Origin of the sequence: Streptomyces sp. HPF1205 (genome assembly GCF_020400825.1) — a bacterium.
Classification (GTDB): Bacteria; Actinomycetota; Actinomycetes; order Streptomycetales; family Streptomycetaceae; genus Actinacidiphila.
On the sequence record NZ_JAINVH010000006.1, the window covers coordinates 135,803 to 161,552 of the forward strand.

At 74.4% G+C, this 25,750-nt stretch carries 24 protein-coding genes; 14 read left to right on the forward strand and 10 right to left on the reverse strand.

What is annotated here, in order from left to right; translation table 11 throughout:
• Positions 1 to 25 precede the first annotated feature (25 nt).
• Entirely contained in the window at positions 26 to 547 is a 522-nt protein-coding gene (locus tag K7G61_RS09300; RefSeq protein ID WP_225846228.1) for a hypothetical protein, read from the reverse strand.
• A gap of 112 nt (positions 548 to 659) precedes the next feature.
• On the opposite strand from K7G61_RS09300, the gene K7G61_RS09305 reads away from it, so the two are divergent.
• The gene (locus K7G61_RS09305) at positions 660 to 1,670 is read left to right on the forward strand and encodes a DMT family transporter (RefSeq protein WP_225846229.1); all 1,011 of its coding nucleotides are present in this window, start codon (positions 660 to 662) and stop codon (positions 1,668 to 1,670) included.
• Positions 1,671 to 1,673: 3 nt separating this feature from the next.
• Here the strand turns inward: K7G61_RS09305 and K7G61_RS09310 are convergent, their stop codons facing one another.
• Entirely contained in the window at positions 1,674 to 2,807 is a 1,134-nt protein-coding gene (locus K7G61_RS09310; protein WP_225846230.1) for a magnesium and cobalt transport protein CorA, read from the reverse strand.
• 372 nt (positions 2,808 to 3,179) lie between these two features.
• On the opposite strand from K7G61_RS09310, the gene K7G61_RS09315 reads away from it, so the two are divergent.
• Positions 3,180 to 3,764: a suppressor of fused domain protein gene (locus K7G61_RS09315; RefSeq protein ID WP_225846231.1), complete on the forward strand. Its 585-nt coding sequence runs from the start codon at positions 3,180 to 3,182 to the stop codon at positions 3,762 to 3,764.
• Positions 3,765 to 3,834: 70 nt separating this feature from the next.
• Here the strand turns inward: K7G61_RS09315 and K7G61_RS09320 are convergent, their stop codons facing one another.
• A complete protein-coding gene (locus K7G61_RS09320; RefSeq protein ID WP_225846232.1) occupies positions 3,835 to 5,196 on the reverse strand; it encodes an MFS transporter in 1,362 nt (453 codons plus the stop codon).
• 177 nt (positions 5,197 to 5,373) lie between these two features.
• Between K7G61_RS09320 and K7G61_RS09325 the strand changes: the two genes are divergently transcribed.
• The 3 genes from K7G61_RS09325 (at position 5,374) to K7G61_RS09335 (ending at position 7,931) form a co-directional block, all read left to right on the forward strand.
• Positions 5,374 to 6,030, forward strand: coding sequence for a DUF6758 family protein (locus K7G61_RS09325; RefSeq protein ID WP_225846233.1), 657 nt, complete (start codon positions 5,374 to 5,376; stop codon positions 6,028 to 6,030).
• 105 nt (positions 6,031 to 6,135) lie between these two features.
• Positions 6,136 to 6,993 (forward strand): PHP domain-containing protein, encoded by an 858-nt coding sequence (locus tag K7G61_RS09330; protein ID WP_225846348.1) that lies wholly within the window; start codon positions 6,136 to 6,138, stop codon positions 6,991 to 6,993.
• 329 nt (positions 6,994 to 7,322) lie between these two features.
• On the forward strand, positions 7,323 to 7,931 hold the full coding sequence (locus K7G61_RS09335) for a MarC family protein (protein ID WP_225846234.1): 609 nt from the start codon (positions 7,323 to 7,325) through the stop codon (positions 7,929 to 7,931).
• Between the two features lie 261 nt (positions 7,932 to 8,192).
• Here the strand turns inward: K7G61_RS09335 and K7G61_RS09340 are convergent, their stop codons facing one another.
• From K7G61_RS09340 to K7G61_RS09350, 3 genes are all read right to left on the reverse strand, one after another.
• Positions 8,193 to 8,333, reverse strand: coding sequence for a hypothetical protein (locus K7G61_RS09340; protein ID WP_225846235.1), 141 nt, complete (start codon positions 8,331 to 8,333; stop codon positions 8,193 to 8,195).
• Positions 8,334 to 8,453: 120 nt separating this feature from the next.
• Entirely contained in the window at positions 8,454 to 9,344 is an 891-nt protein-coding gene (locus K7G61_RS09345) for an alpha/beta fold hydrolase (protein ID WP_225846236.1), read from the reverse strand.
• A 152-nt stretch (positions 9,345 to 9,496) separates the two neighbouring features.
• A complete protein-coding gene (locus K7G61_RS09350; protein WP_225846237.1) occupies positions 9,497 to 11,317 on the reverse strand; it encodes a DEAD/DEAH box helicase in 1,821 nt (606 codons plus the stop codon).
• 654 nt (positions 11,318 to 11,971) lie between these two features.
• Between K7G61_RS09350 and K7G61_RS09355 the strand changes: the two genes are divergently transcribed.
• Positions 11,972 to 12,742, forward strand: coding sequence for a ferritin-like fold-containing protein (locus K7G61_RS09355; RefSeq protein ID WP_225846238.1), 771 nt, complete (start codon positions 11,972 to 11,974; stop codon positions 12,740 to 12,742).
• Between the two features lie 108 nt (positions 12,743 to 12,850).
• Here the strand turns inward: K7G61_RS09355 and K7G61_RS09360 are convergent, their stop codons facing one another.
• From K7G61_RS09360 to K7G61_RS09375, 4 genes are all read right to left on the reverse strand, one after another.
• Positions 12,851 to 13,126: a hypothetical protein gene (locus K7G61_RS09360; RefSeq protein WP_225846239.1), complete on the reverse strand. Its 276-nt coding sequence runs from the start codon at positions 13,124 to 13,126 to the stop codon at positions 12,851 to 12,853.
• A gap of 131 nt (positions 13,127 to 13,257) precedes the next feature.
• Positions 13,258 to 13,488 (reverse strand): DUF3107 domain-containing protein, encoded by a 231-nt coding sequence (locus K7G61_RS09365; RefSeq protein ID WP_225846240.1) that lies wholly within the window; start codon positions 13,486 to 13,488, stop codon positions 13,258 to 13,260.
• Between the two features lie 208 nt (positions 13,489 to 13,696).
• The gene (locus K7G61_RS09370; protein WP_225846241.1) at positions 13,697 to 14,341 is read right to left on the reverse strand and encodes a TetR/AcrR family transcriptional regulator; all 645 of its coding nucleotides are present in this window, start codon (positions 14,339 to 14,341) and stop codon (positions 13,697 to 13,699) included.
• A 284-nt stretch (positions 14,342 to 14,625) separates the two neighbouring features.
• Positions 14,626 to 14,877 (reverse strand): hypothetical protein, encoded by a 252-nt coding sequence (locus K7G61_RS09375; RefSeq protein WP_225846242.1) that lies wholly within the window; start codon positions 14,875 to 14,877, stop codon positions 14,626 to 14,628.
• A 393-nt stretch (positions 14,878 to 15,270) separates the two neighbouring features.
• On the opposite strand from K7G61_RS09375, the gene K7G61_RS09380 reads away from it, so the two are divergent.
• From K7G61_RS09380 to K7G61_RS09410, 8 genes are all read left to right on the forward strand, one after another.
• Positions 15,271 to 16,347, forward strand: a complete 1,077-nt coding sequence (locus tag K7G61_RS09380) for an alpha/beta fold hydrolase (RefSeq protein ID WP_225846243.1) — start codon at positions 15,271 to 15,273, stop codon at positions 16,345 to 16,347.
• On the forward strand, positions 16,347 to 17,768 hold the full coding sequence (locus tag K7G61_RS09385; RefSeq protein WP_225846244.1) for a DUF3152 domain-containing protein: 1,422 nt from the start codon (positions 16,347 to 16,349) through the stop codon (positions 17,766 to 17,768). The genes K7G61_RS09380 and K7G61_RS09385 overlap by 1 nt, the downstream gene beginning before the upstream one ends.
• A 167-nt stretch (positions 17,769 to 17,935) precedes the next feature.
• Entirely contained in the window at positions 17,936 to 18,034 is a 99-nt protein-coding gene (locus K7G61_RS37270; RefSeq protein ID WP_374204093.1) for an Ms4533A family Cys-rich leader peptide, read from the forward strand.
• A 229-nt stretch (positions 18,035 to 18,263) separates the two neighbouring features.
• On the forward strand, positions 18,264 to 19,985 hold the full coding sequence (locus tag K7G61_RS09390) for an ABC transporter substrate-binding protein (protein ID WP_225846245.1): 1,722 nt from the start codon (positions 18,264 to 18,266) through the stop codon (positions 19,983 to 19,985).
• A 4-nt stretch (positions 19,986 to 19,989) separates the two neighbouring features.
• Positions 19,990 to 21,084 carry an ABC transporter permease gene (locus K7G61_RS09395; RefSeq protein ID WP_374204094.1) on the forward strand — a complete coding sequence of 365 codons (1,095 nt, stop codon included), beginning with the start codon at positions 19,990 to 19,992 and terminating at the stop codon, positions 21,082 to 21,084.
• Positions 21,081 to 22,070, forward strand: a complete 990-nt coding sequence (locus K7G61_RS09400; protein ID WP_225846246.1) for an ABC transporter permease — start codon at positions 21,081 to 21,083, stop codon at positions 22,068 to 22,070. The genes K7G61_RS09395 and K7G61_RS09400 overlap by 4 nt, the downstream gene beginning before the upstream one ends.
• A complete protein-coding gene (locus tag K7G61_RS09405) occupies positions 22,067 to 23,941 on the forward strand; it encodes an ABC transporter ATP-binding protein (protein WP_225846247.1) in 1,875 nt (624 codons plus the stop codon). The genes K7G61_RS09400 and K7G61_RS09405 overlap by 4 nt, the downstream gene beginning before the upstream one ends.
• 883 nt (positions 23,942 to 24,824) lie before the next feature.
• Positions 24,825 to 25,742 (forward strand): NAD(P)-dependent oxidoreductase, encoded by a 918-nt coding sequence (locus tag K7G61_RS09410; protein ID WP_225846248.1) that lies wholly within the window; start codon positions 24,825 to 24,827, stop codon positions 25,740 to 25,742.
• The last annotated feature ends 8 nt before the right edge of the window (positions 25,743 to 25,750 follow it).

The following is a 25,750-nucleotide window of genomic DNA, read 5'->3' on the forward strand; positions in this document are numbered from 1 at the left end:
CCCGCCCGGCCTCCCGCCGGCCCGGTCATCCCCGCGAACCCCGGGGTTCCTTGGACGTACGGGAGCGGCGGGCGAGCAGGCGCGGCAGGGCCGCCGGGACCGGGTGCCGGGTCGTCACGGGCGTGGGCACGGGAGCGGCCGCGCCGGAGCCGCCGGGCATCGCGCCCGGGTACTCGGTGGGGGAGCCCTCGGGGGTGAGCCGGTACAGGGCGCAGTCGCGGGCCCACCGCTCGGTCATCCGCTCGGCGTCCGGCGCGTTGAGCCGCCTGCCCTTGAGCTCGGCCGCCGCCGCCTCCCACTCGGGGGAGTGCGGCGCGAGCAGCCGCACCCGGCCGACCCAGGTCACCAGCCGGCCGCCCTTGTCCTTGGACCGTACGGTCACGCTCGCCGTGCCGCCGTCGGACAGCCCCGGCAGCGGCTGTTCCCCCGGCCCGCCCAGCACGCACATCGCGCCGTCCACCCAGGCGTGCCACACGGCCCGCCCGTCGATCCACACCAGGCCGGACTTCTTGGTGGCCTCCTCGACCAGGGCGCCGTGCGTCGTCATGCCTTCACCCTAGTGCGGCGACAGGTGCCCGGCCGCGCCGTGCGCCGTTCGGAGCTCCTACGCTGAGGAGCCGGCCGGCGGACCCGCCGGCGACCCCGTGACGAGGAGTACCGTGACCGCGCCCCAGCCCGCCGCCGACGGCCGTGCGGCCCCTGGCCGTGCCTCCGTGCCGGCGGCGCCGACGGCGGCGGGTGCTCCGACGGGGCCCGGCCGGTCGCTGGACCTCGCCCTGCTGGGCGTGGCCGTCGCGGGCGTGTCCATGTCCGCGCCGCTGATCGCCGCGACCGCCGCGCCCGCCCTCGCCATCGCCTTTTGGCGCAACGCCCTCGCCGTCGGCGTACTCGCCCCCCTCGCGCTGTGGCGCCACCGCGCCGGGCTGCGGGGGATGGGCCGCCGGGCGGTGGGCCTGTCCGTCCTGTCCGGGGTCCTGCTGGCGCTGCACTTCGGGCTGTGGCTGCCGAGCCTGGGCATGACCTCGGTCGCGGCGTCCACCGCGCTCGTGACGACCACCCCCGTCTGGACCACCCTGATCCTTCGGGTACGCGGCCACCGCCCGCCGGGCGCGGTGTGGGCGGGCACGGCCCTGGCGTTCCTCGGCGTACTGCTGCTCACCGGCGTCGACCTGTCGACCGGCGCCCGCGCCCTGGCCGGCGACGCCCTCGCGCTGGGCGCCGGACTGGCCGCGGCCTGCTACGTCCTGCTCGGCGCGGAAGTACGCGCGGCGGCGAGCACCACCGCGTACACGTTCGTCTGCTACGGCACCACGGCCGTCGTCCTGCTGGCCGTCTGCCTGGTGGGCGGCTCGCCGCTCGGCGGCTGGCCGGGAGGGACCTGGCTGAAGATCGCCGCCCTGACGGCGGCCGCCCAGCTCCTCGGGCACTCGCTGCTCAACCGGGTGGTACGCGGCCTGGGTCCGTCCGTCACCTCGACGGCGACGCTGCTGGAGTCACCGGGCGCGGCCCTGGTCGCCGCCCTGTGGCTGGGCCAGACCCCGCCGGCCGCCGCGTACCCGGCGCTCGCGGTCGTCCTGGCCGGCCTGGCCCTGGTGGTCCTGGCCGGCCGCCGCGGGGAGCGGGCTGGGGCGCAGGCGCCGGCCGCGGCGCCCGGGGCCCGGCGCCCGTAGCGCCTACAACCAGCCGTTGCGGCGGAAGCCGCGGTGGATGGCGTAGCAGATGGCCAGGATGCCGACCAGGGTGGCCGGGTAGCCGTAGGTCCAGTGCAGTTCGGGCATGTGCTGGAAGTTCATCCCGTACACCCCGGTGATCATCGTCGGCACGGCCAGGATGGCCGCCCAGGCGGTGATCTTGCGCATGTCCTCGTTCTGCACGACGGTGGCCTGGGCGAGGTTGGCCTGCAGGATCGAGTTGAGCAGGTCGTCGAAGCCGGTGACCTGCTCGTGCACGCGGGCCACGTGGTCCGCGACGTCCCTGAAGTACTTCTGGATCTCCGGGTCGATCAGCCGCATCGGCCGCTCGCCGAGCGTCTGCATGGGCCGCAGCAGCGGTGACACCGCCCGCTTGAACTCCAGCACCTCGCGCTTGAGCTGGTAGATCCGGCCCGCGTCGCCGCCGCGCGAGGCCTTGCCGTCCTGCGCGGAGAAGACGTCGATCTCGACCTCCTCGATGTCGTCCTGCACGGCCTCGGTGACGGCCAGGTAGTCGTCCACCACCTGGTCGGCGATGGCGTGCAGGACCGCCGAAGGGCCCTTGGCCAGCAGTTCCGGGTCGTCCTCCAGCCGGTGCCGCAGGGCGCGCAGCGAGCCGTGGCCGCCGTGCCGGACGGTGATCACGAAGTACCGGCCGGTGAAGACCATCACCTCGCCGCTCTCCACCACCTCGCTGGTGGAGGTGAGTTCGGCGTGCTCGACGTACCTGATGGTCTTGAAGACGGTGAACAGCGAGTCGTCGTACCGCTCCAGCTTCGGCCGCTGGTGGGCGTGCACCGCGTCCTCCACGGCCAGCGGGTGCAGGCCGAACTCCTCGGCGATGCCCGCGAACTCCTGCTCGGTCGGCTCGTGCAGCCCGATCCACACGAAGCCCTCGCTGCCGTCGCACGCCTCGGGGGTCCGGCCCGCGCGCACGGACGCCAGCGCCTCGCGCACGTCGAGGGTGTCGGAGCAGCGCACGCCGTCGCGGTACACGGCGCAGTCCACGATCGCGCTCGCGGCGCCGGCGGCGGGAGTCGGGCCGTAGTCGTAGGACACGGTGTTCTTGCGCAGCGCGGGACGGACGACAGCGCGCAGATCACGGATCATCGACATGGCAAGCTCCTTCACGGACTGGCCGACGGCATGGCGCCGCACTGAATTGCTGAGCTGGGATCACGTGCACGGCAGACAGGTGCACGACAGGCAGTTCAGGGCGCTCTTCCGGGCGGCGGTGGTCCGCGGACAAGCCGTCGCATCCCGCGTTTCACGGCCCGCAGGCCGGGTATTCAGGGCGGGGGCTCAGCTCGCGGGGTGGCGCGCGGAAGAGCTGTTGGTACTGCACGGTCGACTCGGATCCATGTCAGTCCCCACCTCCTCCGGCCGATCCCCGCTGGGGGATGTGTCGCGTGAACGCCCCACTGTAACAAGTGCCCGGGGCTCCCAGGCCGCGCTTTGCGTGTTCGATACGGGTTCTATGCTCCCCGTATGGCAGATGTTCTGGCCCGGGTCGAGACGCACCTGCGTGCCGCCCTCGGTGCGCCCGACGCGCGCGCCGCCGTCACCTTCCTCGGCGCGGAACGCATCGAGGTCCTCCGCTTCACCACCTCCGGCCTGCGGCGATACGTCACCCTCGGGATGTCCGCGCGGCCCATGACCGACCCGCTGGCCACGGTCTCCGACCCCGTACGCGGCCCCCGCGCCGAACTCGTGCTGTCGGTGCGGGCCGGCGGCGCCGACACCGACCAGGTGCTGCGCCCGCTCACCGTCCTGGCCGCGTCCCCGCAGGTGGAGGGCGTGGTCGTGGCCCCCGGCAACTCCCTCGACGTCGGCGAGCCGCTGTGGCCCGGCGCGCCCTTCGCCGCCGTTCTCGTCGCGGAGGGCGGCGGCCTCGTCCCCGACCTCGCGCTGGACGAGCCGATGGACCCGGTGCGGTTCCTGCCCCTCCTGCCGATGACGCCGAACGAGGCCGCCTGGAAGCGGGTGCACGGCGCCGCCGCCCTGCAGGAGCGGTGGCTGACGCAGGGCGTCGACCTGCGCGATCCCCTGCGGGGCGGGGTCGCGCTGACGTAGCCGCTCCGGGGACGGGCCGGCGGCGGTCCCGCACGGTCCCGGACCGGTCCCGGCCCGCCCGCGCGGGCGCTCACGCCCGCCCGTCCACCACGTCCTCGGCGTGCACGACCACCAGGTGCCGGCGGCGGACCGCGACGACCCCCGCGGCGGCCACCGCGGCGCCGGCCGCGGCCAGGAACGGCACGTGGACGTTCAGGTGCTCGGCCAGCTTCGGCGCCAGGTACGGCGCGGCGGCCGCGGCGAACCAGCGGACGAAGTTGTAGCCCGCGCTGGCCACCGGGCGCGGCGCGTCCGAGACGCCGAGCGCGATCTCCGTGTAGACCGTGTTGCTGAGCCCGATGAGCGCGCCGGAGGCGATCGTGGCCGCGACGGCCGCGCGGTGGTCGCCGTACCCCAGGACCAGCAGGTCGGTGGCGAGGAGGACGAGGGAGCCGCCGAGGACCCTCAGGGAGCCGAGCCGGGTCTGCAGGCGCGGGGCGACCAGGACGGAGAAGACGGCCAGCAGCCCACCCCAGGCGAAGAACACCGCGCCCGAGCGGTAGGGCGACATGTCCAGCACGAACGGCGTGAAGGCCAGCACCGTGAAGAAGGCGTAGTTGTAGAAGAACGCCGAGGCCGCGGCCGACGCCAGCCCGCCGTGGCCGAGTGCCCTGAGCGGGTCGAGCAGGCCGGTGCGCCGGGCGGGCCGCGGCTGCTCCTTGAGGAAGAGGGAGATCGCCACGAAGCCGATCGCCATGAGGGCCGCCGTGCCGAAGAACGGGTAGCGCCACTTCATGGCGCCGAGCACCGCGCCGAGCAGCGGGCCGCAGGCCATGCCGAGGCCGAGCGCGGACTCGTAGAGCAGGATCGCCGAGGCCGCGCCGCCGCTGGCCGCGCCCACGATGACGGCGAGCGAGGTGGAGACGAACAGGGCGTTGCCCAGCCCCCATCCGGCGCGGAAGCCGACGAGTTCGCCGACAGAGCCGGACGTGCCGGCCAGTCCGGCGAAGACCACCACCAGGGCGAGTCCGGCCAGCAGCGTCGCGCGGCCGCCGATCCGGCTGGAGACGAAGCCGGTGATCAGCATCGCCACAGCGGTGATCAGGAAGTAGCTGGTGAACAGCAGCGAGACCTGGCCGGGCGTGGCGTCGAGGCCCTTGGCGATCGACGGCAGGATCGGGTCGACCAGGCCGATGCCCATGAAGGCCACCACGGCGGCCCCCGCGGTCGCCCAGACGGCGGTCGGCTGCCGCGGCAGCCCGGCCTGCCGCTCGCGACCGGCGCCCTCGGGGAGGCGGCGCGGGCCGCGGGGGGCGGGCGCGGTGGGTGGGGTGTTGCCAGTGTTTCCGGTGCTTTCCGCGCGCGCGGTGCTTGCGGTGTCCACCCCCGCGTCCGTGTCGGTGTCCACCCCCGCGTCCGTGTCCGTCGCCGTTCTCGTCCCGGTGTGCAGCATGCCCCTGTCCCTTCGTGCCGGACGGTCCCGGCCGGCCGATGTAGTTGCGTTATACACATAATAGGTTGGCAAGTGCAACTAGTGCAAGATGCAACGACCCGGGCGGGGCAACGGCCCCGGGTCCGGACGGGTGATCGTCCTTGACGCGGGCACGGCCCTGGAGGACCGTGGGGCCTTATGAGGGGCGAACCCAGTTGCCCGAAGTGCGGTGGCCGGGTCAGAGCGCCCGGCCTCTTCTCAGACTCCTGGCAGTGCGATCTGCACGGGACCGTCCACCCGCTGCAGCCGGTGGTGCCGCCCAGCGTGGAGGCCCTCGGCGTCGTGGTCCACCGTGCGAAGGTGCCGGTGTGGATGCCGTGGCCGCTGCCGGTGGGCTGGCTGTTCTCCGGTGTCGCCGCCGCCGGGGACGATCGCAGCGGCGGGCGCGCGACCGCGGTCGCCTGCTCGGGACCGGGTCCGCTCGGCGGCCCCGGCGAGCTGATGCTGATCGCCGAGGAGCTGGGTGTCGGACTCGGCGCCCGCTTCGCCGGGATCGCCGGGCCGGACCCGGGGCCGTACATGAGCGTGGACAAGCCGCCGCAGGCCAAGGTGCTCGCGGCCGGCCGGCCGACCCCGCTGTGGCACGTCGACGGCGCCCCCGAGGACCGCGTGGTCTTCGCCGGGGAGGCCCTGGGGATGTGGCTGTGGGCCGTGGTCTGGCCGCAGGAGACCGGGCTGCTGATGTACGACGAACTGGTGCTCACCGACCTGCGCGACGCGGGCGCCGAGGTGGAACTGCTGCCGTGCGGGGCGCTGTCGCCAAGGTTGCTCTCCCGTAGGACCTGGGAATCGTAGGTCCGGCAGGGCGGTATCCTTTTCTTCGTACGGCCCCGCGCCCGCCGGACCCGCCGTACCCCCGCAGTCCGCCCCAGAGCCCGTCGCCTTGAGGAGTCCGTGTCCGTGCGCGTCGACCTGCACACCCACTCCACGGCTTCCGACGGTACGGACACCCCCGCCGAGCTGGTACGGAACGCTGCCGCCGCCGGGCTCGACGTCGTCGCCCTGACCGACCACGACACCGTCGGCGGGTACGCGGAGGCGACCGCCGCCCTGCGCGGCCTGGACGCCCCGCTCGTCCTGGTGCCCGGCGCCGAGCTGTCCTGCCGGGTGAACGGCATCAGCATGCACATGCTGGCCTACCTCTTCGACCCCGCCGAACCCGAGCTGTACCGGGAACGCGAACTCGTGCGCGACGACCGGGTGCCCAGGGCGCGCGCGATGATCGCCAAGCTCCAGGAACTCGGCGTACCCGTCACCTGGGAGCAGGTGCGGCGGATCGCGGGCGACGGGTCGGTGGGGCGGCCGCACATCGCCACGGCCATGGTGGAGCTCGGGGTCGTCGGCAGCGTCTCCGACGCCTTCACCTCCGCATGGCTGGCCAACGACGGCCGGGCCTACGCCCCCAAGCACGAACTCGACCCCTTCGACGCCGTCCGCCTGGTCAAAGCGGCCGGCGGGGTCACCGTCTTCGCCCACCCCGGCGCCCACAAGCGCGGCGAGACCGTCCCCGAACCGGTGATCGCCGAACTCGCCGCCGCCGGGCTCGACGGCCTCGAAGTCGACCACACCGACCACGACGGTCCCACCCGCACGCGCCTGCGCGGCCTCGCCTCGGAGCTGGGCCTGCTGGCCACCGGCTCCTCGGACTACCACGGCTCCCGCAAGGACGTAGACCTCGGGGCCTGTACGACCGACCCCGAGGTCTACGCGGAGATCGCCAGGCGCGCGAGCGGGGCGCAGCCCATCAGCCAGGTCTAGCGGGAGTCGGGGGCGGGGGCGGGGGCGGAAAGCGACCTCGCCGGGCCCCGCCTCGGGAAGCGCGCGGGCACTCCGCCGCCCCGGCCCCGCACCCGCCGTACGGGCTCCGGCCCCCGGGCAACGCGCGGCCCGGGTCGGCCCGCCCCCGCCCGACCGTACGGGAGCCGACGGCCCCCGTCCGCCCGCCCCGTAAGCCCCGTACCCCCCGCGCGACCGGCGGCGCCCGAGCCGCACGCCGGCGACGTCCGGTCATCGCGCCCCAGCTCACCCCACCCCCACCACCCACCCCAACCCACCTCACCTCACCTCACCTCAGGGAAAGCACGGCCATGTTCGACCTCACCCTCTTCGGGTCCGTCTTCTTCACGCTGTTCGTGATCATGGACCCGCCCGGGATCACGCCGATATTCCTCGCGCTGACGTCCGGGCGCGCGACCAAGGTGCAGCGGCGGATGGCGTGGCAGGCGGCCGGGGTGGCGTTCGGGGTGATCACGGTGTTCGGGATCTGCGGGCAGCAGATCCTCGACTACCTGCACGTGTCGGTGCCCGCGCTGCGGGTGGCCGGGGGCCTGCTGTTGCTGCTGATCGCGCTGGACCTGCTGACCGGCAAGGCGGACGAGCCGACGCAGACCAAGGACGTCAACGTGGCGCTGGTGCCGCTGGGGATGCCGCTGCTGGCCGGACCCGGGGCGATCGTGACGGTGATCCTGGCCGTGCAGCACGCCGACGGCTTCGGGGCGCAGGCGTCGGTCTGGCTGGCGATCGTCGCGATGCACGCGGTGCTGTGGCTGACCATGCGGTACTCGCTGGCGATCATCAGGGTGATCAAGGACGGCGGGGTGGTCCTGGTGACCCGGCTGTCGGGCATGCTGCTGTCGGCCATCGCCGTGCAGTCGGTGGCGAACGGCGTGATCGGCTTCGTGCACGGGCAGGGCTGAGCCCCGCCCCGGCTGCCCCCGGCTGCACCGGCTGCACCGGCCGCGCCGGCTCCCCCGGCTGCCCCCGGCCGCCCGGTCCCGGGAACGCGAAAGCGCCCCGTACCTTCGTGGTGTACGGGGCGCTGCGTACGTCCGCGGGTGACCGCGTCGGCCGGACCGGGTCGGTCGCCTCGGCGGATCGGCTGCGTCGGTGGGCTGTGTCTGTCGGCGGTCTGTCGGCGGTCGGTCGGCCGGGTGTGTCGGCCGGGTGTGTCTGTCGGGTCAGTCGGCGGGGCGGATGTAGATCCGCTGGCCGACGGCCGCGGCCTGCTGGACGATCTTGTTGACGGCGGATGCGTCCACGACGGTGCTCTCCACGGCAGTGCCGTTCTTGTCGTCGAGCCGCATGATCTCGAAGCGCACTGGGCTTCTCCCTTCGTCGCGTGTTACATGTGTCGTCAACGAACACCCCCTTCTAACTATTCCGTACCCTAAAGAAAATTTTGCGCGCGCATTTACTCGCCGGTAAGTCGTCCGGGCGGGCTACGCCGTCCCCGCCCAGAAGGCGAGGAGCGCGGCGGCCGTCTCCGCCGGCCGTTCCGCGTTGGGGGAGTGCTCGGCTCCCTTGATCACCACGCGCCGCGCGCCCAGCCGCTCGGCCATCTCGTCCAGCCACGGCACCGGCCAGGCGTAGTCCACCTCACCGGACAGTACGAGCTTAGGCAGCGGAACGGCGGCCAGTTCGGCCACTCGGTCGGGTTCGGTCATCAACTGCGTCGCGGTGGCGATCAGTTGCTCCGGGACCGTGCGCACCCAGCGGCGGTGGAGGAACTCCGTCAGCCAGGCCGGGGTGCCGGCGTCCGGCGCGTCCACGTCCTCCGGCTCCGCGTCCATGGACCGCATCACCCGCCACGCCGTCTCCATGTCGGTCGTCGGCAGGAAGTCCACCAGGGCCTGGGTGCGGCGCTGCTGCTCCTCGCTGATCGCCGCGGGCCCCGAACTCATCAGGGTGAGCGAGGCGTACGGCGCCGGGCCGTCGGCCAGCACCGCGGACCGCACCAGCAGGCCGCCCAGGGAGTGGCCCAGCACGTGCAGCGGGACGCCGCCGTACGCGGCCGACACCGCCTTCGCCTGCGCGGTCACGTCGGCGGCCAACTCCGCCCGCGTGTACGCGGCCTCCGACCGCGGACCGTCCGACTCGTACTGGCCGCGGCCGTCCACGGCGACCACCCGGAACCCGGCCGCCGTCAACGGCCCCAGCAGGTCCAGGAAGTCCTCCTTGCTCCCGGTGAACCCCGGGATCAGCAAGGCGGTTCCCCGCGGCGGCGCTTTCGGGTCCGGCGCGGCGTCCAGCACCGCGAACCCTCCGCGGGACGTCTCCAGCCGGCGGGCTGTCACGTTGTCGGCCAGATCCAGGGAAGTCGGTCGGCTCATGACGTGAGACTACGCGCCCCATATGTCGAGCAGGTTGCTCCCCGGGCTTTCGGCCCGCGTCGGACGCACCGTCACACCAATGATTCGGCGGGCCGGGAAAGGGAGCGACCCCTTTCCCGGCCCGCCGGGTCGGCCGGCCCGTAGGCCGGCGGTCAGGCGTCGGCCGCCTCCGTGGTGGGCGCCTGGGCCGCCGCCTTGCGGGTGCGGCGGCGGGGCGTCCTGGGCGCGGCGGTCCCGGCTTCCGCCGGGGCCTCGGCCGGGGTCGCGGGCGCGGGGACCTCTGCCACGAGGGCCTCGGCCACGGCCTTGCGGGTGCGGCGGCGCGGGGTCTTGGGCGCGGCCGTTTCGGCGTCGGCGGGGGCCTCGGCCGGGGTCGCGGGCGCGGGGACCTCGGCCACGGGGACCTCGGCCACGGCCTTACGGGTGCGGGTGCGGGTCCTGCGCGGTGCCGCCGGGGCCTCCTCGGCGAGTGCCGGGGCCGCAGGAGCTGCCGGGGCCGCGGACTGAGCCGGGACCTCCGCCAGAACCTGCGCCGGGCCGTCGGCCGGCGCGGTCGCCGGGGCGCCGGAGCGGATGCGGCGACGGCGGCGAGGAGTGCGTACCGCCTCGGTGTCCTCGTGCTCGGCCGTTCCCGTCCCGGCAGCGGCCGGCGAGTCCTGCGGGCTCACGGCCTCGCCGGCCCGGGTACGGCGGCGCTTGCGCGGCGTGCGGGCCGGGCGCTCGGCGCGCTCCGCACGCTCCGGACGGGCCTCCTGGCCGCGCCCGCGGCGGCCGCGGCCACCGGTCTCGCCGAGGTCCTCGACCTCCTCCGCGTCGAGCCCAGCGCGGGTGCGCTCGGCACGCGGCAGGACGCCCTTGGTGCCCGCGGGGATCTTCAGCAGCTCGTACAGGTGCGCGGACGTGGAGTACGTCTCCTCCGGGTCGCCGAAGGACAGGTCGAGCGCCTTGTTGATGAGCTGCCAGCGCGGCACGTCGTCCCAGTCGACGAGGGTGATCGCCGTACCCGAGGCGCCGGCCCGGCCGGTGCGGCCGATCCGGTGCAGGTAGGTCTTCTCGTCCTCGGGCGACTGGTAGTTGATCACGTGGGTGACGCCTTCGACGTCGATCCCGCGGGCCGCGACGTCCGTGCAGACCAGGACGTCCACCTTGCCGTTGCGGAACGCGCGCAGCGCCTGCTCGCGGGCGCCCTGCCCGAGGTCGCCGTGCACCGCGCCGGAGGCGAACCCGCGCTTCTCCAGCTGCTCGGCGACGTCCGCCGCCGTCCGCTTGGTGCGGCAGAAGATCATCGCCAGGCCGCGGCCCTCGGCCTGCAGGATGCGGGCCACCATCTCGGGCTTGTCCAGCGAGTGGGCGCGGAAGACGAACTGGGTGGTGTTGGCCACCGTCGCGCCCTCGTCGTCCGGCGCGGTGGCGCGGATGTGGGTGGGCTGCGACATGTAGCGCCGGGCCAGGCTGATGACCGCGCCCGGCATCGTCGCGGAGAACAGCATGGTCTGCCGCTTCACCGGCAGCATGCCCATGATCTTCTCGACGTCGGGCAGGAAGCCCAGGTCGAGCATCTCGTCGGCCTCGTCCAGGACGAGGGTGCGCACGGCCTTGAGGCTCAGCTTGCGCTGCCCGGCCAGGTCGAGCAGCCGCCCCGGGGTGCCGACGACCACGTCGACGCCCTTCTTCAGCGCCTCGACCTGCGGCTCGTAGGCCCGGCCGCCGTAGATCGCGGCGACGCGGACGTTGCGCACCTTGCCGGCGGTCAGCAGGTCGTTGGTGACCTGCTGGCACAGCTCGCGGGTGGGGACGACGACCAGCGCCTGCGGAGCGTCGGTGAGCTGCTCGGGCGTGGCCCGGCCGGCCTCGACGTCGGCCGCGACCGTGACCCGGTCCAGCAGCGGCAGCCCGAATCCCAGGGTCTTGCCGGTGCCGGTCTTGGCCTGGCCGATGACGTCGTTGCCCGCGAGGGCCACCGGAAGCGTCATCTCCTGGATGGGGAAGGGAGTGGTGATGCCGACGGCCTCGAGGGCCTCGGCGGTCTCGGGGAGGATCCCGAGGCTGCGGAAAGTCGTGGTGGTCAGGATGTTGCCTCTTCTTGTGTGAGACGCGGCACTGTACGGCGAGGGGGGTCGGGCGGCCGGGACGCCGGCGGGCGCCGGTCGCTGACCGCGCAGGTGTCGTGACAGCCGACGTGGCTGTGGCGCGCGGGACCACTGCCCTCGCTCATGCCGCGAGTGGGCCCTTCCCGATGTCGGGAAGGCGGTCGGTTCGGAGCCGATCGGGCCACCGACCGGGCATCCAGGTGCTGCACACGTCGCCCGCCGCGTGACCGGCGTGACACACTGCCACCGACTGACGACGGGTGCATTACCACCATACCCCGGAAACACGGAACTGCACCCGTGCAAATGTTTCGTTCGGGACTTCATCCTGTCACGGGAGGGCCCGCGGGGGCGGGAGCGACGGCGGAAACGGCCCGCCGCGGGGCGCGTCGGCGTCCGTCACCGGTCCTCCGCGGCCGTCGGTGGGGCCGCCCGGTGCGGCCGCCGCCACGGGCCGGGCACACGGGCGGCGTGCTCGTTCCGGCACAGGGCGCCCGCGGGCTTCCCGGCGCTCGCGACTTGGCTATTGTGCGCAGCATGGACACGCCTGAGACGCCTGACCCGAAGCCCGAACCGGAAGGCGCCGCCCCCGCGCCCGAGTCGTCCCCCGCCACCGGGATCGCCGCGCGCGACTGGGCCGCGGCCTCGGCCGACCCGCAGTACCGGGCGGCCGTCGTGGACCTGCTCGGCGCGCTCGCGTACGGCGAGCTGGTCGCGTTCGAGCGGCTCGCCGAGGACGCCAAGCTGGCGCCGACGCTGGAGGACAAGGCGGAGCTGGCCGCCATGGCGGCGGCCGAGTTCCACCACTTCGAGCAGCTGCGGGACCGGCTGTCGGAGATCGGGGAGGCGCCGAACAAGGCGATGCTGCCCTTCGGCGCGGCCCTGGACGAGTTCCACCGCCAGACCGCCCCGTCCGACTGGCTGGAGGGCCTGGTCAAGGCGTACGTCGGCGACTCGATCGCCTCCGACTTCTACCGCGAGGTGGCCGTCCGCCTCGACTCCGACACCCGCACCCTCGTACTGGCCGTGCTCGACGACACCGGGCACGCCACCTTCGCCGTGGAGAAGGTACGGGCCGCCATCGCCGCCGAGCCCCGCGTCGGGGGCCGGCTGGCGCTGTGGGCGCGGCGCCTCATGGGGGAGGCGCTCTCCCAGGCCCAGCGCGTGGTCGCGGACCGCGACGCCCTGTCCACCATGCTGGTCGGCGGGGTCGCGGACGGCTTCGACCTCGCCGAGGTCGGCCGGATGTTCTCCCGCATCACGGAGGCGCACACCAAGCGGATGGCGGCGCTGGGGCTGGCCGCGTAGAGCGGGCCGGCGGGCGCGGTGCCGGTGCCGGTTCCGGTTCTGGTCCGGTGCCGGTTTCCGGTGCCGGTTCCGGTCCCTGTTCAGGTGCCGGAGGCCGGGGGGCAGCGCTCAGGCCGAGCGGACCCTCGCGTGGCGGCCCTTCTTCGGGGGGCGGGCCAGGATGCTGGTCAGGGCCGCCGCCGTGGCGAGAGCGGTGGGCAGGACGGCGGCGGGGTGCCTGCCGCCGAGAATGGTGTACATCACCAGGCCGCCGGTCAGGCCCGCGCCGGTGCCGGTGAGGACGAGCAGCGGGGTCAGGGAGAAGCGCAGGGGGAACAGGCGGGCGGCCGCGCACGCGGCGAGCAGGCCGAGGGCGGCGGAAGCGACGGCTTCCCACAGCAGCATCGTGATCCCTCCTGAACGTCAGGGATGGCACGGACCCGGTACGGCAGGGTCCTACCCGCCCGGCGCCCGGGAGAAAACGGAAGGGCGGCAACCGGCTTCCGGTTGCCGCCCTTCCGGGGCACTGGCGGTGCTCAGAGCGCGGCGCCGAACCCGACGCGGCGGGCGGCCGGTTCGCCGATCTCGACGTAGGCGAGGCGCTCCGCCGGCACCAGGATCTTGCGGCCGTGCTCGTCCTCCAGGCTCAGCAGCTTGGCCTCACCGGAGAGCGCCTCGGCGACGGCCTTCTCCACCTCGGCCGCCGTCTGGCCGCTCTCCAGAGTGATCTCGCGCGGCGCGTGCTGGACGCCGATCTTGACCTCCACGGCTTTGGATACCTCCGATGGTCTGCGGGGTGCGCGGGTCGAGACGAATCGCGCCGTACGCAGCACAGCGTAGCCCGGCCGGTCGGCGGCCATCCGTTGATCGTGAACGCCGTGAGCGAACAGCGTCGCGCACCGCCCCCCCGTGAGCGAACAGCGCCGCGCGCCGGTGGGCGCGCCCGCACAGGTGCCGGGCCGCGGCGGGCGTCCCTCAGTGGTGGGCGGCGTCCGCGCCGTGCAGCGGGAAGCCGGCGATGCCGCGCCAGGCCAGCGAGGTCAGGAGCTGGACCGCCGTGTCTCGGGGCACCTGGCTCCCGCTGGCCAGCCAGTGGCGGGCCACGATCTGGGACAGCCCGCCCAGGCCCACCGCCAGCAGCATCGACTGGTCCCGGGGCAGCCCGGTGTCCTCCGCGATGACCTCGCCGATCGCCTCCGCGCACTGCATGGACACCTTGTCGACGCGCTCGCGGACGGCCGGCTCGTTGGTGAGGTCGGACTCGAAGACCAGCCGGAAGGCCGCGCCCTCGTCCTCCACGTACGCGAAGTAGGCGTCCATGGTCGCCTCGACGCGCTTCTTGTTGTCCGTCGTGGACGCCAGGGCGCCGCGCACGGACTGCAGCAGCGACTCGCAGTGCTGGTCGAGCAGCGCGAGGTAGAGCTCCAGCTTGCCGGGGAAGTGCTGGTAGAGGACCGGCTTGCTGACGCCGGCCCGCTCGGCGATGTCGTCCATCGCGGCGGAGTGGTAGCCCTGCGCGACGAAGACCTCCTGGGCCGCGCCGAGCAGCTGCTCGCGCCGGGCCCGGCGGGGCAGGCGCGTGCCGCGCGGCCGTGCCTGGGTCTGCTCGATGGCTGTCACGCCGCCTCCCAAATCCTGTGGCGGACCACTGTCCGCACACCTCCGGACATTGTCGGGGACACCGTCCGGAACAACACCGATGGCGGTAGTCACCGCATCGCGGTGGCCATCGTACTTTTCGGTAACGACACTGTGGGCCGTCCGAACGGACATTCTCACTACCTGGGACCCCTCGGCGATGGTCCTGCCCGTATTCGTCCCGGTACGGGACCGGGGACCGGACCGCCGGGGGACCTCCCGGGAGGCCGTGCGCGGCCGCCCGCCGCCCGCCCCGAGGGGGCGGTTCAGCGGTAGTCGTCCTCGTCCAGGTCCACCACGCGGCGCTGCTCGGCGGCGTCGGCCGGGTTCGCCTCCTCCCCGCCCGCGGGCCGCCTGGTGATCGGCTCGTCGCGGTGCTGGAGCAGTTCGACGCTCTGCTCGGCGGCGTCCGCCTCGGGAGCCTCCAGATCCAGGTCGGTGTCGGTGTCCTCCGTGTTCTGGGCGGCGTCGTCGAACTCGTCCGCCTCCCGCTCGAAGCTCGCGATGTCGTCGGACATGGCGCCTCCTTCTCACCCGAGCCCGCCCGAGCCCTCGCCCGGGAGATCACAGCGCGGTGTCCGGCCGGCCCTGCCGCGCGACGCGCCCGCGCTCTCCACGATCCTCCTTCTGCCCCTTCTCCGCCCCTTCTGACCCTTCCGGGCCTTTTCGGATTCGTTCGGATCCCGTCCGGATCCCGTCCGGATCCCGCGGATCGTCCCGAGGTCCCTGCCGCCGCTTCCGAAACTTCCCTCCGACCCCCTGCCGGCCCCCTCCGAGCCGCCCCGCAGCCCGCTGACGAGCAGGTTTCGCCCCGCACCCGGACCGTTCTCGCCCCGCTTCCCGGCCGTGTCCGGCCCGCCTGTGGCCGCGAACGCAGGAAAGCGCGTGTGATCGTCTCGTAACATCGGTGCATGCGCTCCACCGAGACTCCTCAGGCAGCGGTCGCCCCGGCGACCGTGCCCCCGGCGGGACCGGTGCTCGCGCCCGGGGAAACCGTGCGCACCGTGCGGATGCCGGGGTTGTCGCTGGTCGTCCGGTCCTACGAGGCGCGGGGCGGCTCGGAGCCCGCGCTCTACCTGCACGGGCTGGGCGGTTCCTCGCAGAACTGGTCCCTGCTGATGGCCGAGTTGGCGGAGGCGGTCGCCGGCGAGGCGCCCGACCTGCCGGGCTTCGGGCATTCGCCGCCGCCGGACGACGGCAACTACTCGCTGGCCGGGCACGCCCGTGCGGTGGTGCGGCTGCTGGACCGCGCCCGCCGCGGCCCGGTCCACCTGTTCGGCAACTCGATGGGCGGCGCGGTCGCCGTCAAGGTCGCCGCCGCCCGCCCCGACCTGGTACGCACCCTCACCCTCGTCTCGCCCGCGCTGCCCGAGGTGCCGCCGCAGCGCACCGCCTGGCCGACCGCGCTGGCCTCCGTCCCCGGACTGCCCCGGCTCTACCTGCGGGCGACCCGGGACTGGCCGATCGAGCGGCGGGCCGCCGCCCTGTTCGCCCTGTGCTACGGCGACCCCGCGCGGGTCGGCGAGCGGGCCAGGGCCGACGCGGCGGCGGAGTACCAGCGGCGGATGGACCTGCCGTACTCCTGGGACGCGCTGATCCGCTCGACACGCGGCATCGTGAACGCCTACACGCTCGGCGGCCAGCACGCCCTGTGGCGCCAGGCCGAGCGGGTCATGGCGCCCACGCTGCTGGTGTACGGGGGCCGGGACAAGCTGGTCTCGGTACGCAGGGCCCGCCGCGCCGCCCGCGCCTTCCGCGACTCCCGCCTGCTCATCATCCCGGACAGCGGCCACGTCGCGATGATGGAGCACCCGGAACTGGTGGCCCGCGCCTTCCGCGACCTCCTGCACGAGGTGGCCGGGCGCGAGGTGGCCGCCGGCCGCGTGGCGCGGGTCGTCGCGGCCACGGACGACGAAACAGGCACAGACACAGGTACGGATACGGATACGGGTACGGGTCCGACGACCGCCGCTGCGACCGGGAGCTGATGCACAGCGTGGGCAAGCACAGCGCGAAAGACGGCCAGGACGGTCGTGACGACGGCATGGGCGTCCCCCCGCCCGAGACGGGAGGGGCGTTCGCCGTACCGGGACGGCGCCCACCGTTCCCGGCCGGGGGACACCCGGGGCCGATCACCGTTCCCGGCGGCCACGGGACACCGTCCGGCACCGCCATGTCGGCGCCCGGTACCGGCCGCAGGCGCCGCGACCCCTTCGGCGACACCGGCGGGTTCGCCACCGTACGCCCGCCCGGCGGGCCGCCGCAGACGCACCCCGAGCACCGCGAGCACACGGCGTGGGGCGCGCGCGGCGGCTGGGTCCCGGCGGGCGCGGGCGGGCTGCGGCTGCGGGAGCCCGCGCTCGACCCCGTGGAGTCCTGGGCCGAGGACTGGGCGCCTTACGACACGGCCGCCGTCCGCGGATCGGCGCCGCAGAACGGGCGGACCGTGCCCCGGCCCCGGCAGGAGTTCCTGGACGCCTTCGACGCGCCGCCCGCACCTTCCCCCGCCCCGGCCCCCGTCCCCGCCCCCGATGCGGAGCCGGACGCCGCAAAGGACGCGAAGCGCGGCAAGGAGCCGGAACCGCGTCCGGAGCGCGGCGGCAAGGGGCGCGCCCTCGGCGGTGTCGCGGCCGCCGCGGTCGTCACCGTGCTCGCCGCGGTCGCCACCGGCCAGCTCACCCACAGTGAGAAAAAGCACACCGGTTCCGACGCCAAGGGCCGCTCGCCCCGGTCCACCCCCGAGGGGACCGCGGGGACGACGCCGCCCGCCGCCCCCGCGGGCCCCACCGCGACCGCGAGCCCGGCCGCCCCCACGGACGAGGAACTGCTCGCCCGGCAGTACCCGCTCGACCCCCGACTGGCCCTGTCCGGGGCCTTCACGACGGTGCCCGGGCACCAGGCCGCGCCCGGCCGCGGGACCGTGATGAAGGTGCGGGTCGACGTGGAGAAGGGGCTGCCGCTGGACGCCGGCCTGTTCGCCCGGACGGTCTACAACACGCTCAACGACCCGCGCAGTTGGGGACACGGCGGCACGATGACGTTCGAGCGGGTGTCGACGGGCCCCGCGGACATCGTGATCACTCTCGCCAGCCCCGGCACCACCGCGAAGTGGTGCGCGAAGTCCGGTCTGGACACCTTGGCGGAGAACGTGTCGTGTGACGCCGCGTCGACTCCCCGGACGATGATCAACGCCTTCCGGTGGGCCCAGGGCGCGGCCACGTTCGGTCCCGCGCGCATGCTCCAGTACCGGCAGATGCTGATCAACCACGAGGTCGGGCACCGGCTCGGGCACGGCCATGTCGGCTGCCCGAAGCAGGGCGCCCTCGCGCCGGTGATGATGCAGCAGACCAAGTTCCTGTCCCTCGACGGCGGCCCGACCTGCCGCCCCAACCCCTGGCCGTTCCCCTAGGCGGTGTGGCCGACCGTATGGCCGGCGGTGTGGCCGACCGTATGGCCGGCGGTGTGGCGTCCACCCGCCGGCCATAGCACATCCGGCGGCGTATTCCATAAGCGACGCTATGGGGATCCCATCTAACCGCTTTGACATCGGGGCCCTGTTCGCCGCACCCTTGCTCCATGCCGCAGCGCCCGACGCCTTCGACGACCTGCGCCAGCATCGAGCTGGCGCTCATCGGCGTGGCCGCGCACAGCGTCGCCGACGTCCACTGTCGCTGACGCCCTCCTCCCGGCGGACGACCGCCGGCTGACCGGCGGATCCCGCCCTCTTCCCGGTGGACCCCTCGCACCCCGTGCCCTCGCGGCGACGCGTGCCGGCTCCCGCCGCCCCTCCCCGCTCACCCCGTTCCACCCCCTCGCACCCGCCCACCCCTCGTTCACGGGTCCCGGCGGGCGCGGCGGCCGCGCGCCGCCCAAGGGGACACCCATGCCTGCGAAAGGTCGCACAATGCGTCAACTGCCCTTCAGCGCCCACACTTTGGGCGCGCTGGCCCTCGGTCTGGCCCTCGCCGGAGGGGCCGTCGCGTGCGGCCCCGGGAGCGGCGGCGGCGCCGCGGCGGGCGGCGCCGACACCACCCCGCACAAGGGCGGCACCCTCTACGTCCTGAACAACCAGGCGCAGGAGGACTTCGACCCCGCCCGCCTCTACACCTCCGGCGGCGGCAACGTGCCCTCGCTGGTGTACCGCACCCTCACCACCCGCAACCGCGCCAATGGCGCCGCCGGCACCAAGGTCGTCCCCGACCTGGCGACCGACACCGGCGAGCCCGCCAAGGACGCGACCGTGTGGACGTACCACCTCAAGGACGGCCTGAAGTACGAGGACGGCTCGCCCATCACCACCGCCGACATCAAGTACGACATCGAGCGGTCCTTCGCCCCCGAACTGTCCGGCGGCGCGCCCTACCTGCGGGACTGGCTGGTCGGCGCGGCGGACTACCAGGGCCCGTACAAGGACCCCGAGGGCCTCGCGTCCATCGAGACGCCCGACGCGAAGACCATCGTGTTCCACCTGCGCAAGCCCGAGGGCGAGTTCCCGCTGCTGGCCACGCAGACGTCCTTCGCGCCCGTGCCCAAGGCGAAGGACACCGGCACCAAGTACGCCGAGCACCCGGTGTCCTCGGGGCCGTACAAGGTCATCAGCAACCAGAACAACGGCGAGCACATCGTCCTCACCCGCAACCCGTACTGGTCGCCGGCCACCGACAATCAGCGCAAGGCGTACCCCGACACCATCGACGTGCAGTCCGGCCTCGACCAGTCGGTGATCAACCAGCGGCTGGCGGAGGGCGTCGGCAAGGACGCGGACGCCGTCACCACCGACACCAACCTCGGCCCGTCGGAGCTGGCCAGGATCAACGGCGACAGGAACCTGGCCTCCCGGGTCGGCACCGGCCACTTCGGCTACACCGACTACATCGCCTTCAACCCCAAGGTGAAGCCGTTCGACGACATCAGGGTGCGCGAGGCCATCGCGTACGCGGTCGACCGCACCACCGTCGTCAACGCGCAGGGCGGCTCCTCGCTCAACGAGGCGGCCACCACCTTCCTGCCCCCGACGGCGTCCTTCGGGTACACGCCCTACGACCCGTTCCCCGCCGGTCCCGCCGGCAACCCGGCCAAGGCCAAGGAGCTGCTGAAGCAGGCCGGCTACCCGGCCGGGCTGACCGTCACCCTCACCCACGACGCCACCAAGGGCGACGAACAGGGCCCCGAGGTCGCCACCGCCGTCCAGGAGGCGCTGAAGCCCGCCGGGATCACCGTCAGGCTCGACGGCGAGGAGCACAACGCCTTCAGCGACAAGATCCACGACGTGCGGACCGAGCCCGGCTTCTTCCTGGCCGGCTGGGGCGCGGACTGGCCGTCCGGCGGCCCCTTCCTCGGCCCGATCTTCGACGGCCGGCAGATCGTCGCGGGCGGCGCCAACTTCAACAACGCCCAGCTGAACGACCCTTCCGTGAACAACGAGATCGACGCCATCAACAAGATCACCGACCTGAGGGCCGCCGCCGTCCGCTGGGGCGCCCTCGACAAGAGGATCGGCGAGCGGGCGCTGACCGTGCCGCTCTACCACCCGGTCTACAAGCGGCTGTACGGCAAGGACGTCCGCGGCATCGTGATCAGCGACTGGACCGGCGTGCTGGACGTCTCCCAGGTCGCGGTGAAGTGACGCCGTGACCGTCGAAGCGATCGAAGCGATCTCGGCCGCGGAGGGCGGAACCGGCGCTGTGGCGCCGGCCCCGCCCTCCGGGGCCCGGCAGACATGGCGGCGGCTGCGCGGCAGCCCCGCCGCACTGGCCGGCGCGTCCGTCGTCGTCCTGCTCGTGCTCGTCGCCCTGGGCGCTCCCCTGCTCGCGGCGGCCGAGGGCCAGGACACCACCACGTACCATCCCGACCTGCTCGACTCGGCGGCCGGCGCCGTGCCGCGCGGCGCCTTCGGCGGGGTCGGCGCCCACCACTGGCTCGGCGTCGAACCCACCACGGGACGCGACGTGTTCGCCCGGCTCGTCTACGGCGCCCGGGTGTCGCTGGGCATCGCCTTCGGCGCCACGGTGCTCCAAGTGGTCATCGGCGTGTCCTTCGGGCTGGCCGCCGGGCTAGGCAGGCGCTGGGTCGACGGTCTGGTCAGCCGCACCACCGACGTCTTCGTGGTGATGCCCGCGCTCGTCACGGCGGTCGCGCTGCTCGCCGTCGTGCCCGGCGGCTTCCCCCGGCCGGTGCTGATCACGCTCGTGATCGGCCTGATCTCCTGGGGCGGCTTCGCCAAGATCGTCCGCGCCCAGGTGCTCACCCTCAAGTCGCTGGACTACGTGGCCGCCTCCCGCCTGGCCGGCTCCTCGCCGTGGCGGACCGCGCGCCGCGAGATGCTGCCCGCCCTGGTCGCGCCCGTCCTGACGTACGCGGCCATCGCGCTGCCCACCAACATCACCTCCGAGGCCGGCCTGTCCTTCCTCGGCATCGGTGTCCTGCCGCCCACGCCGTCGTGGGGGCAGATGCTGTCGTCGGCCACCACCTGGTACGCCACCGACTCGGCGTACGTGCTGCTGCCCGCCGCGCTGCTGTTCGTGACCGTGCTCGCCTTCACGCTCCTGGCGGAGGGCATCAGGACCGCGCTCGACCCGCGCGCGGCGGGGCGGCTGCGGGTCGGCACGCGGTCCGGGCGGCGGCCCGGCGGCCGGCGCCCCGCGGAGGGCGGCCGCGGGCCGGAGGCCGACGGCCGGGACGCCGACAGCCCGGACGCCCGGGTTTCCGGGGGAGGTTGGGCATGACCCGCTTCCTGCTGCGCCGGCTGATCCAGGCCGCGCTCGTGCTGCTGGTGGTGGCCGCCGTGCTCTACGCGGCGTTCTACCTCGCGCCCGGCGACGCGGCCCGGCTCGCCTGCGGCCCCAAGTGCTCCACCGCGCAGGTCGACCAGATCCGTGTCCACATGGGGCTGAACGACCCGGTGTACGCGCAGTTCTGGCACTTCCTGCGGGGCGTCGTGGCCGGTCACACGTACAGCACCGGCACCGGCACACTGCGCTGCCCGGCGCCGTGCCTGGGCCAGTCGTACCGCACCGGCGAACTGGTCGGCCACATCGTGGGTGAGGAACTGCCCGCCACCGCCTCGCTCGCGGTGGGCGCCATGGTGCTGTGGCTGATCCTCGGCGTCGGCACGGGACTGGTCTCGGCGCTGCGCCGCGGCGGGATCACCGAGCGGCTGCTGACCGCCTTCACGCTGGCGGGCGTCGCCACCCCGGTGTTCATCACCGGCATCCTGCTGCTGCTCGTCTTCTGCTCCTGGCTGCGCTGGCTGCCGTACCCGCAGTACGTGCCGCTCACCGCCGATCCGCAGCAATGGATGTGGAACATGCTGCTGCCCTGGTTCGCCCTCGCCCTCGTCGAGGCCGCCAAGTACGCCCGCCTGACGCGTTCCGCGCTGCTGGAGACGCTCGCCGAGGACCACATCAGGACGTTCCGGGCGTACGGCGTGCGCGAGCGCGTCCTCGTCCGCAGGCACGCGCTGCGCGGCGCGCTCGCCCCCGTGATCGCCCTGACCGCGCTCGACCTGGGCACGGTCTTCGGCGGCGCCCTGCTCACCGAGACCCTGTTCGGCATCCCGGGACTCGGCCGGCAACTCGTGCAGTCCGTGCAACTGAAGGACGTTCCCGTGGTGGTGGGGATCATGATGGTGACCGGGTTCGCGGTGGTCGTCGCCAACGCGCTGGCCGACGTGCTGTACGCGCTGGCCGACCGCAGGGTGGTGCCGGCATGAGTACGCCCGCCACGCCCCGGGCCGCGGCCGAGCGCGCCGCCGCCCCCGCGCCCGCCGCCCTCGTCGAGGTCACGGACCTGCGGATCGACTTCCCCACCGAGAACGGCCTCGTCCGGGCCGTCGACGGGCTGAGCTTCACGCTGCCCGCCGGCGGCGCGCTCGGGCTGGTCGGCGAGTCGGGCTCGGGCAAGAGCGCGACCGCCTACGCCCTGCTCGACCTGCACCGGGGGACCGGGGCGCGGGTGAGCGGTTCCGTACGGGTCGCCGGGACCGAGGTGCTCACCGCCTCCGACGCCGAACTGCGGCGGCTGCGCGGCGCGGTGGCCGCCATGGTCTTCCAGGACCCGCTGTCGTCCCTGGACCCGTACCACGCGGTCGGCGACCAGATCGCCGAGGTCCACCGGGTGCACCACCGCGTCTCCCGGGCCGCGGCCCGGGCCCGCGCCGTGGAGGTGCTGGACCGCGTCGGCATCCCCGACGCGGCCCGGCGCGCCCGGTCCCGCCCGCACGAGTTCAGCGGCGGCATGCGCCAGCGCGCCCTCATCGCCATGGCGCTGGCCTGCGAACCCCGCCTGCTCGTCGCCGACGAGCCGACCACCGCCCTGGACGTCACCGTCCAGGCCCAGATCCTCGACCTCCTCCACGACCTGCGGGCCGAGACGGGCATGGGGCTGCTCCTGGTCACCCACGACCTGGGCGTGGTGGCGGGCAGTGTCGACGACGTCCTGGTGCTGTCCAGGGGTTCGGCGGTGGAACGCGGCGCGGTCGCCGACGTCCTGCGGACGCCCGGGCAGCCGTACACGCGCGCGCTGCTGGCGGCCGTGCCGAGGCTGCGGCCCGCGGGCCCGCCGCCGGAAGCCGCGGGATCGGCGCGGGGGCCGGCGGCGGACGCGCGGGAGCGGGCGGCGGAGAAGGCGCCGGCGGAGGCGAACGCGCCGGCGGCTTCGGCGCCCGCGGCGGGCAAGGGCCGCGGGGACACCGGGGACACCGGGGCCACCGGGGAGCCGCTGCTGACGGCGACCGGCCTGCGCCGGGAGTTCGGCACGGGACGCGGCCGCTTCGCCGCCGTCGACGGCGTCTCGCTCACCCTGCGGGAAGGGGAGACGCTGGGCGTCGTCGGCGAGAGCGGCAGCGGGAAGACGACACTCGGCCGGATGCTCGTACGGCTGCTGGACCCCACCGCCGGGACGCTCACCTACCGCGGCCGGGACATCGGGCGGCTGGGGGACAGGGCGCTGCGGCCGCTGCGCAGGGAACTGCAGATGGTCTTCCAGGACCCGGTGTCCTCGCTCAACCCGCGCCGCGGCATCGGGGAGTCGATCGCCGACCCGCTGCGGGCGGCCGGACGGCTCTCGGACCGCGAGATCGTCGCGCGGGTCAGGGAGCTGCTGGAGCGGGTGGGGCTGGATCCCGACTGGTACGACCGGTACCCGCACGAGTTCAGCGGCGGCCAGCGCCAGCGCGTGGGCATCGCGCGGGCGCTCGCCCCCGAGCCGAAGGTGATCGTCTGCGACGAGCCGGTGTCGGCGCTCGACGTCACCACGCAGGCGCAAGTGGTGGGGCTGCTGAACGAGTTGCGGCGGGACCTCGGCCTCGCGCTGGTCTTCGTCGCCCACGACCTGGCCGTGGTGCGCCAGGTCAGCGACCGGGTGATGGTGATGCGCGGCGGCCGGGTCGTGGAAGAGGGGAGCGCGGACGAGGTGTACGACGCGCCGCGCGACCCCTACACCCAGGGGCTGCTGGCCGCCGTGCCGGTGCTGGACCCGGAGGAGTCCGCGGCCCGGCGCGAGGCCCGCAGGGCGCTGCGCGCGGCACCCGAGGGCCCACTTCGGCCGGAACTCCGCCCGGCGTCAGCCACCACAACGCGGTGATCTGAGGAAAGTTACGGCGCTTCACCCCTTTTGGTGGCGCGGTGGACAACCGTCCGCCGCGCCACCGCCGTACGGGCATACGGTCGACGCGTTCCACCGCGACCGGGCGGGGCACGGACTGGCGAGGGGAGGCGGACACGTGCGTGTCACGCTGCTCACGGAAGGTGGCTTTCCGTATGCGCAAAGTGATTGCCGTGCCGGCGTGCCCGGGCGGTGCGCGGCCCGGCCCACCGCGACTCGGAGGTGTGCGCGCCGAGCCGGGCCGGGGCCGCCGGTCGAACGGTTCCGCGGCGCCCCTCTCGCCGGCACCGGTTACGCCCGTGCCGGCGGCACTCCGGACGGGCCGCGTCCATGAGAACCGTTCCACGGGCGCTGGCGAATCGATTTGGCAGGGTGACCCGTCGGCGGCCGGGGCCGGCAAGGCCCGTCCCGCGCGCCGCCCCCGAGCGGCCGGGGCCCGCACGCACCCTCGCCGCCGCGGGGCCCGCCCGGGCGGTGACGACCGGCCGGCCCGGTGCGCGCGGTGACGCCCCACCTTCCCGCGGCCCGCCCGCGTTCGGCCGTTCCCGCGAGCGTGCCCGCTGAAGCCGGCGTGCAGGGCGCCGCCGAACCGGCCCCCGTCCGCCGGGCGTTCCGCACCCTTCCCCGGGCTTCCCCGCACCGCCCCCCACGTCCCCGTTCCCGACCCTCACGATCCATGACCAGGAGTTCCTCCCATGACCACGCACACATCCCGGGCCGGCCGGAGCCGTTCCCCTCTCGCGGCCGGGCGTTCGCCGCAGCCGGGCACGGGCGGCGGCGCCCGCGGACGGCGCCGCCCACGGACCGGCCACGAGCCGCCACCGCGCCGGGGCGCGGCCGTGTCCGCCGCGGGGGGTGGGCGATGAGGGTGCTGCTGATGGGCGCCGACGGGTTCCTGGGGCGGCACGTCGCCGAGCGGCTGCTGGCCGATCCGGCGGTGCAGCTCACCGCGCTCGGCCGCGGCGACGACGCCGACGTGCGCTTCGACCTGGCGGGCGGCGCCCCCGGGGTGCTGGCCCGCTTCCTGGACGCCGTCCACCCGGGCGTCGTCATCAACTGCGCCGGGAGCACGCGGGGCAACGCGCGCGACCTGACCCGGCAGAACACGGTGGCCGTGGCGACCGTGTGCGAGGCGATGCGCCGCAGTTCGGTGGGCGCGCGGCTGGTGCAGATCGGCTGCGGCTCGGAGTACGGCCCCTCGCCGACCGGAGCGTCGACGGGGGAAGACGCGGTGCCGCGCCCCGGCGGCCCGTACGGGGTGAGCAAGCTCGCCGCGACCGAGATGGTGCTGGGGTCCGGGCTGGACGCCGTGGTGCTGCGGGTGTTCAGCCCGGTCGGCCCCGGTACCCCGATCGGCGCCCCGCTCGGCCGGATCGCCGAGGCCCTGCGCCGGTCGATGCAGAACGGCGACCCCGAGCTGAGGCTCGGCGGGCTCGTCGTGCAGCGGGACTTCGTCGACGTGCGCGACGTGGCGCGGGCGGTGCACGCCGCCTCGCTGTCGGCCGCGCAGGGCGTCGTCAACATCGGCAGCGGGCGGGCCGTGCGGATGCGGGACCTGGCCGCCGGCCTCGCGCACATCGCAGGCTACGAGGGCGCCGTGCACGAACTGGACGAACCGCCGGCCGGCGCCCCCGGTTCCTTCCCGCCGTACCCCGACGGCTGCGGGCTGTGGCAGCAGGCCGACATCCGCACCGCCCGCGACCGGCTCGGCTGGCGGCCCAGGATCGCGCTGGAGGAGTCCCTGGCCGACGTGTGGATGGAGGCGGCATGCCGCGTCTGACGCCTCCT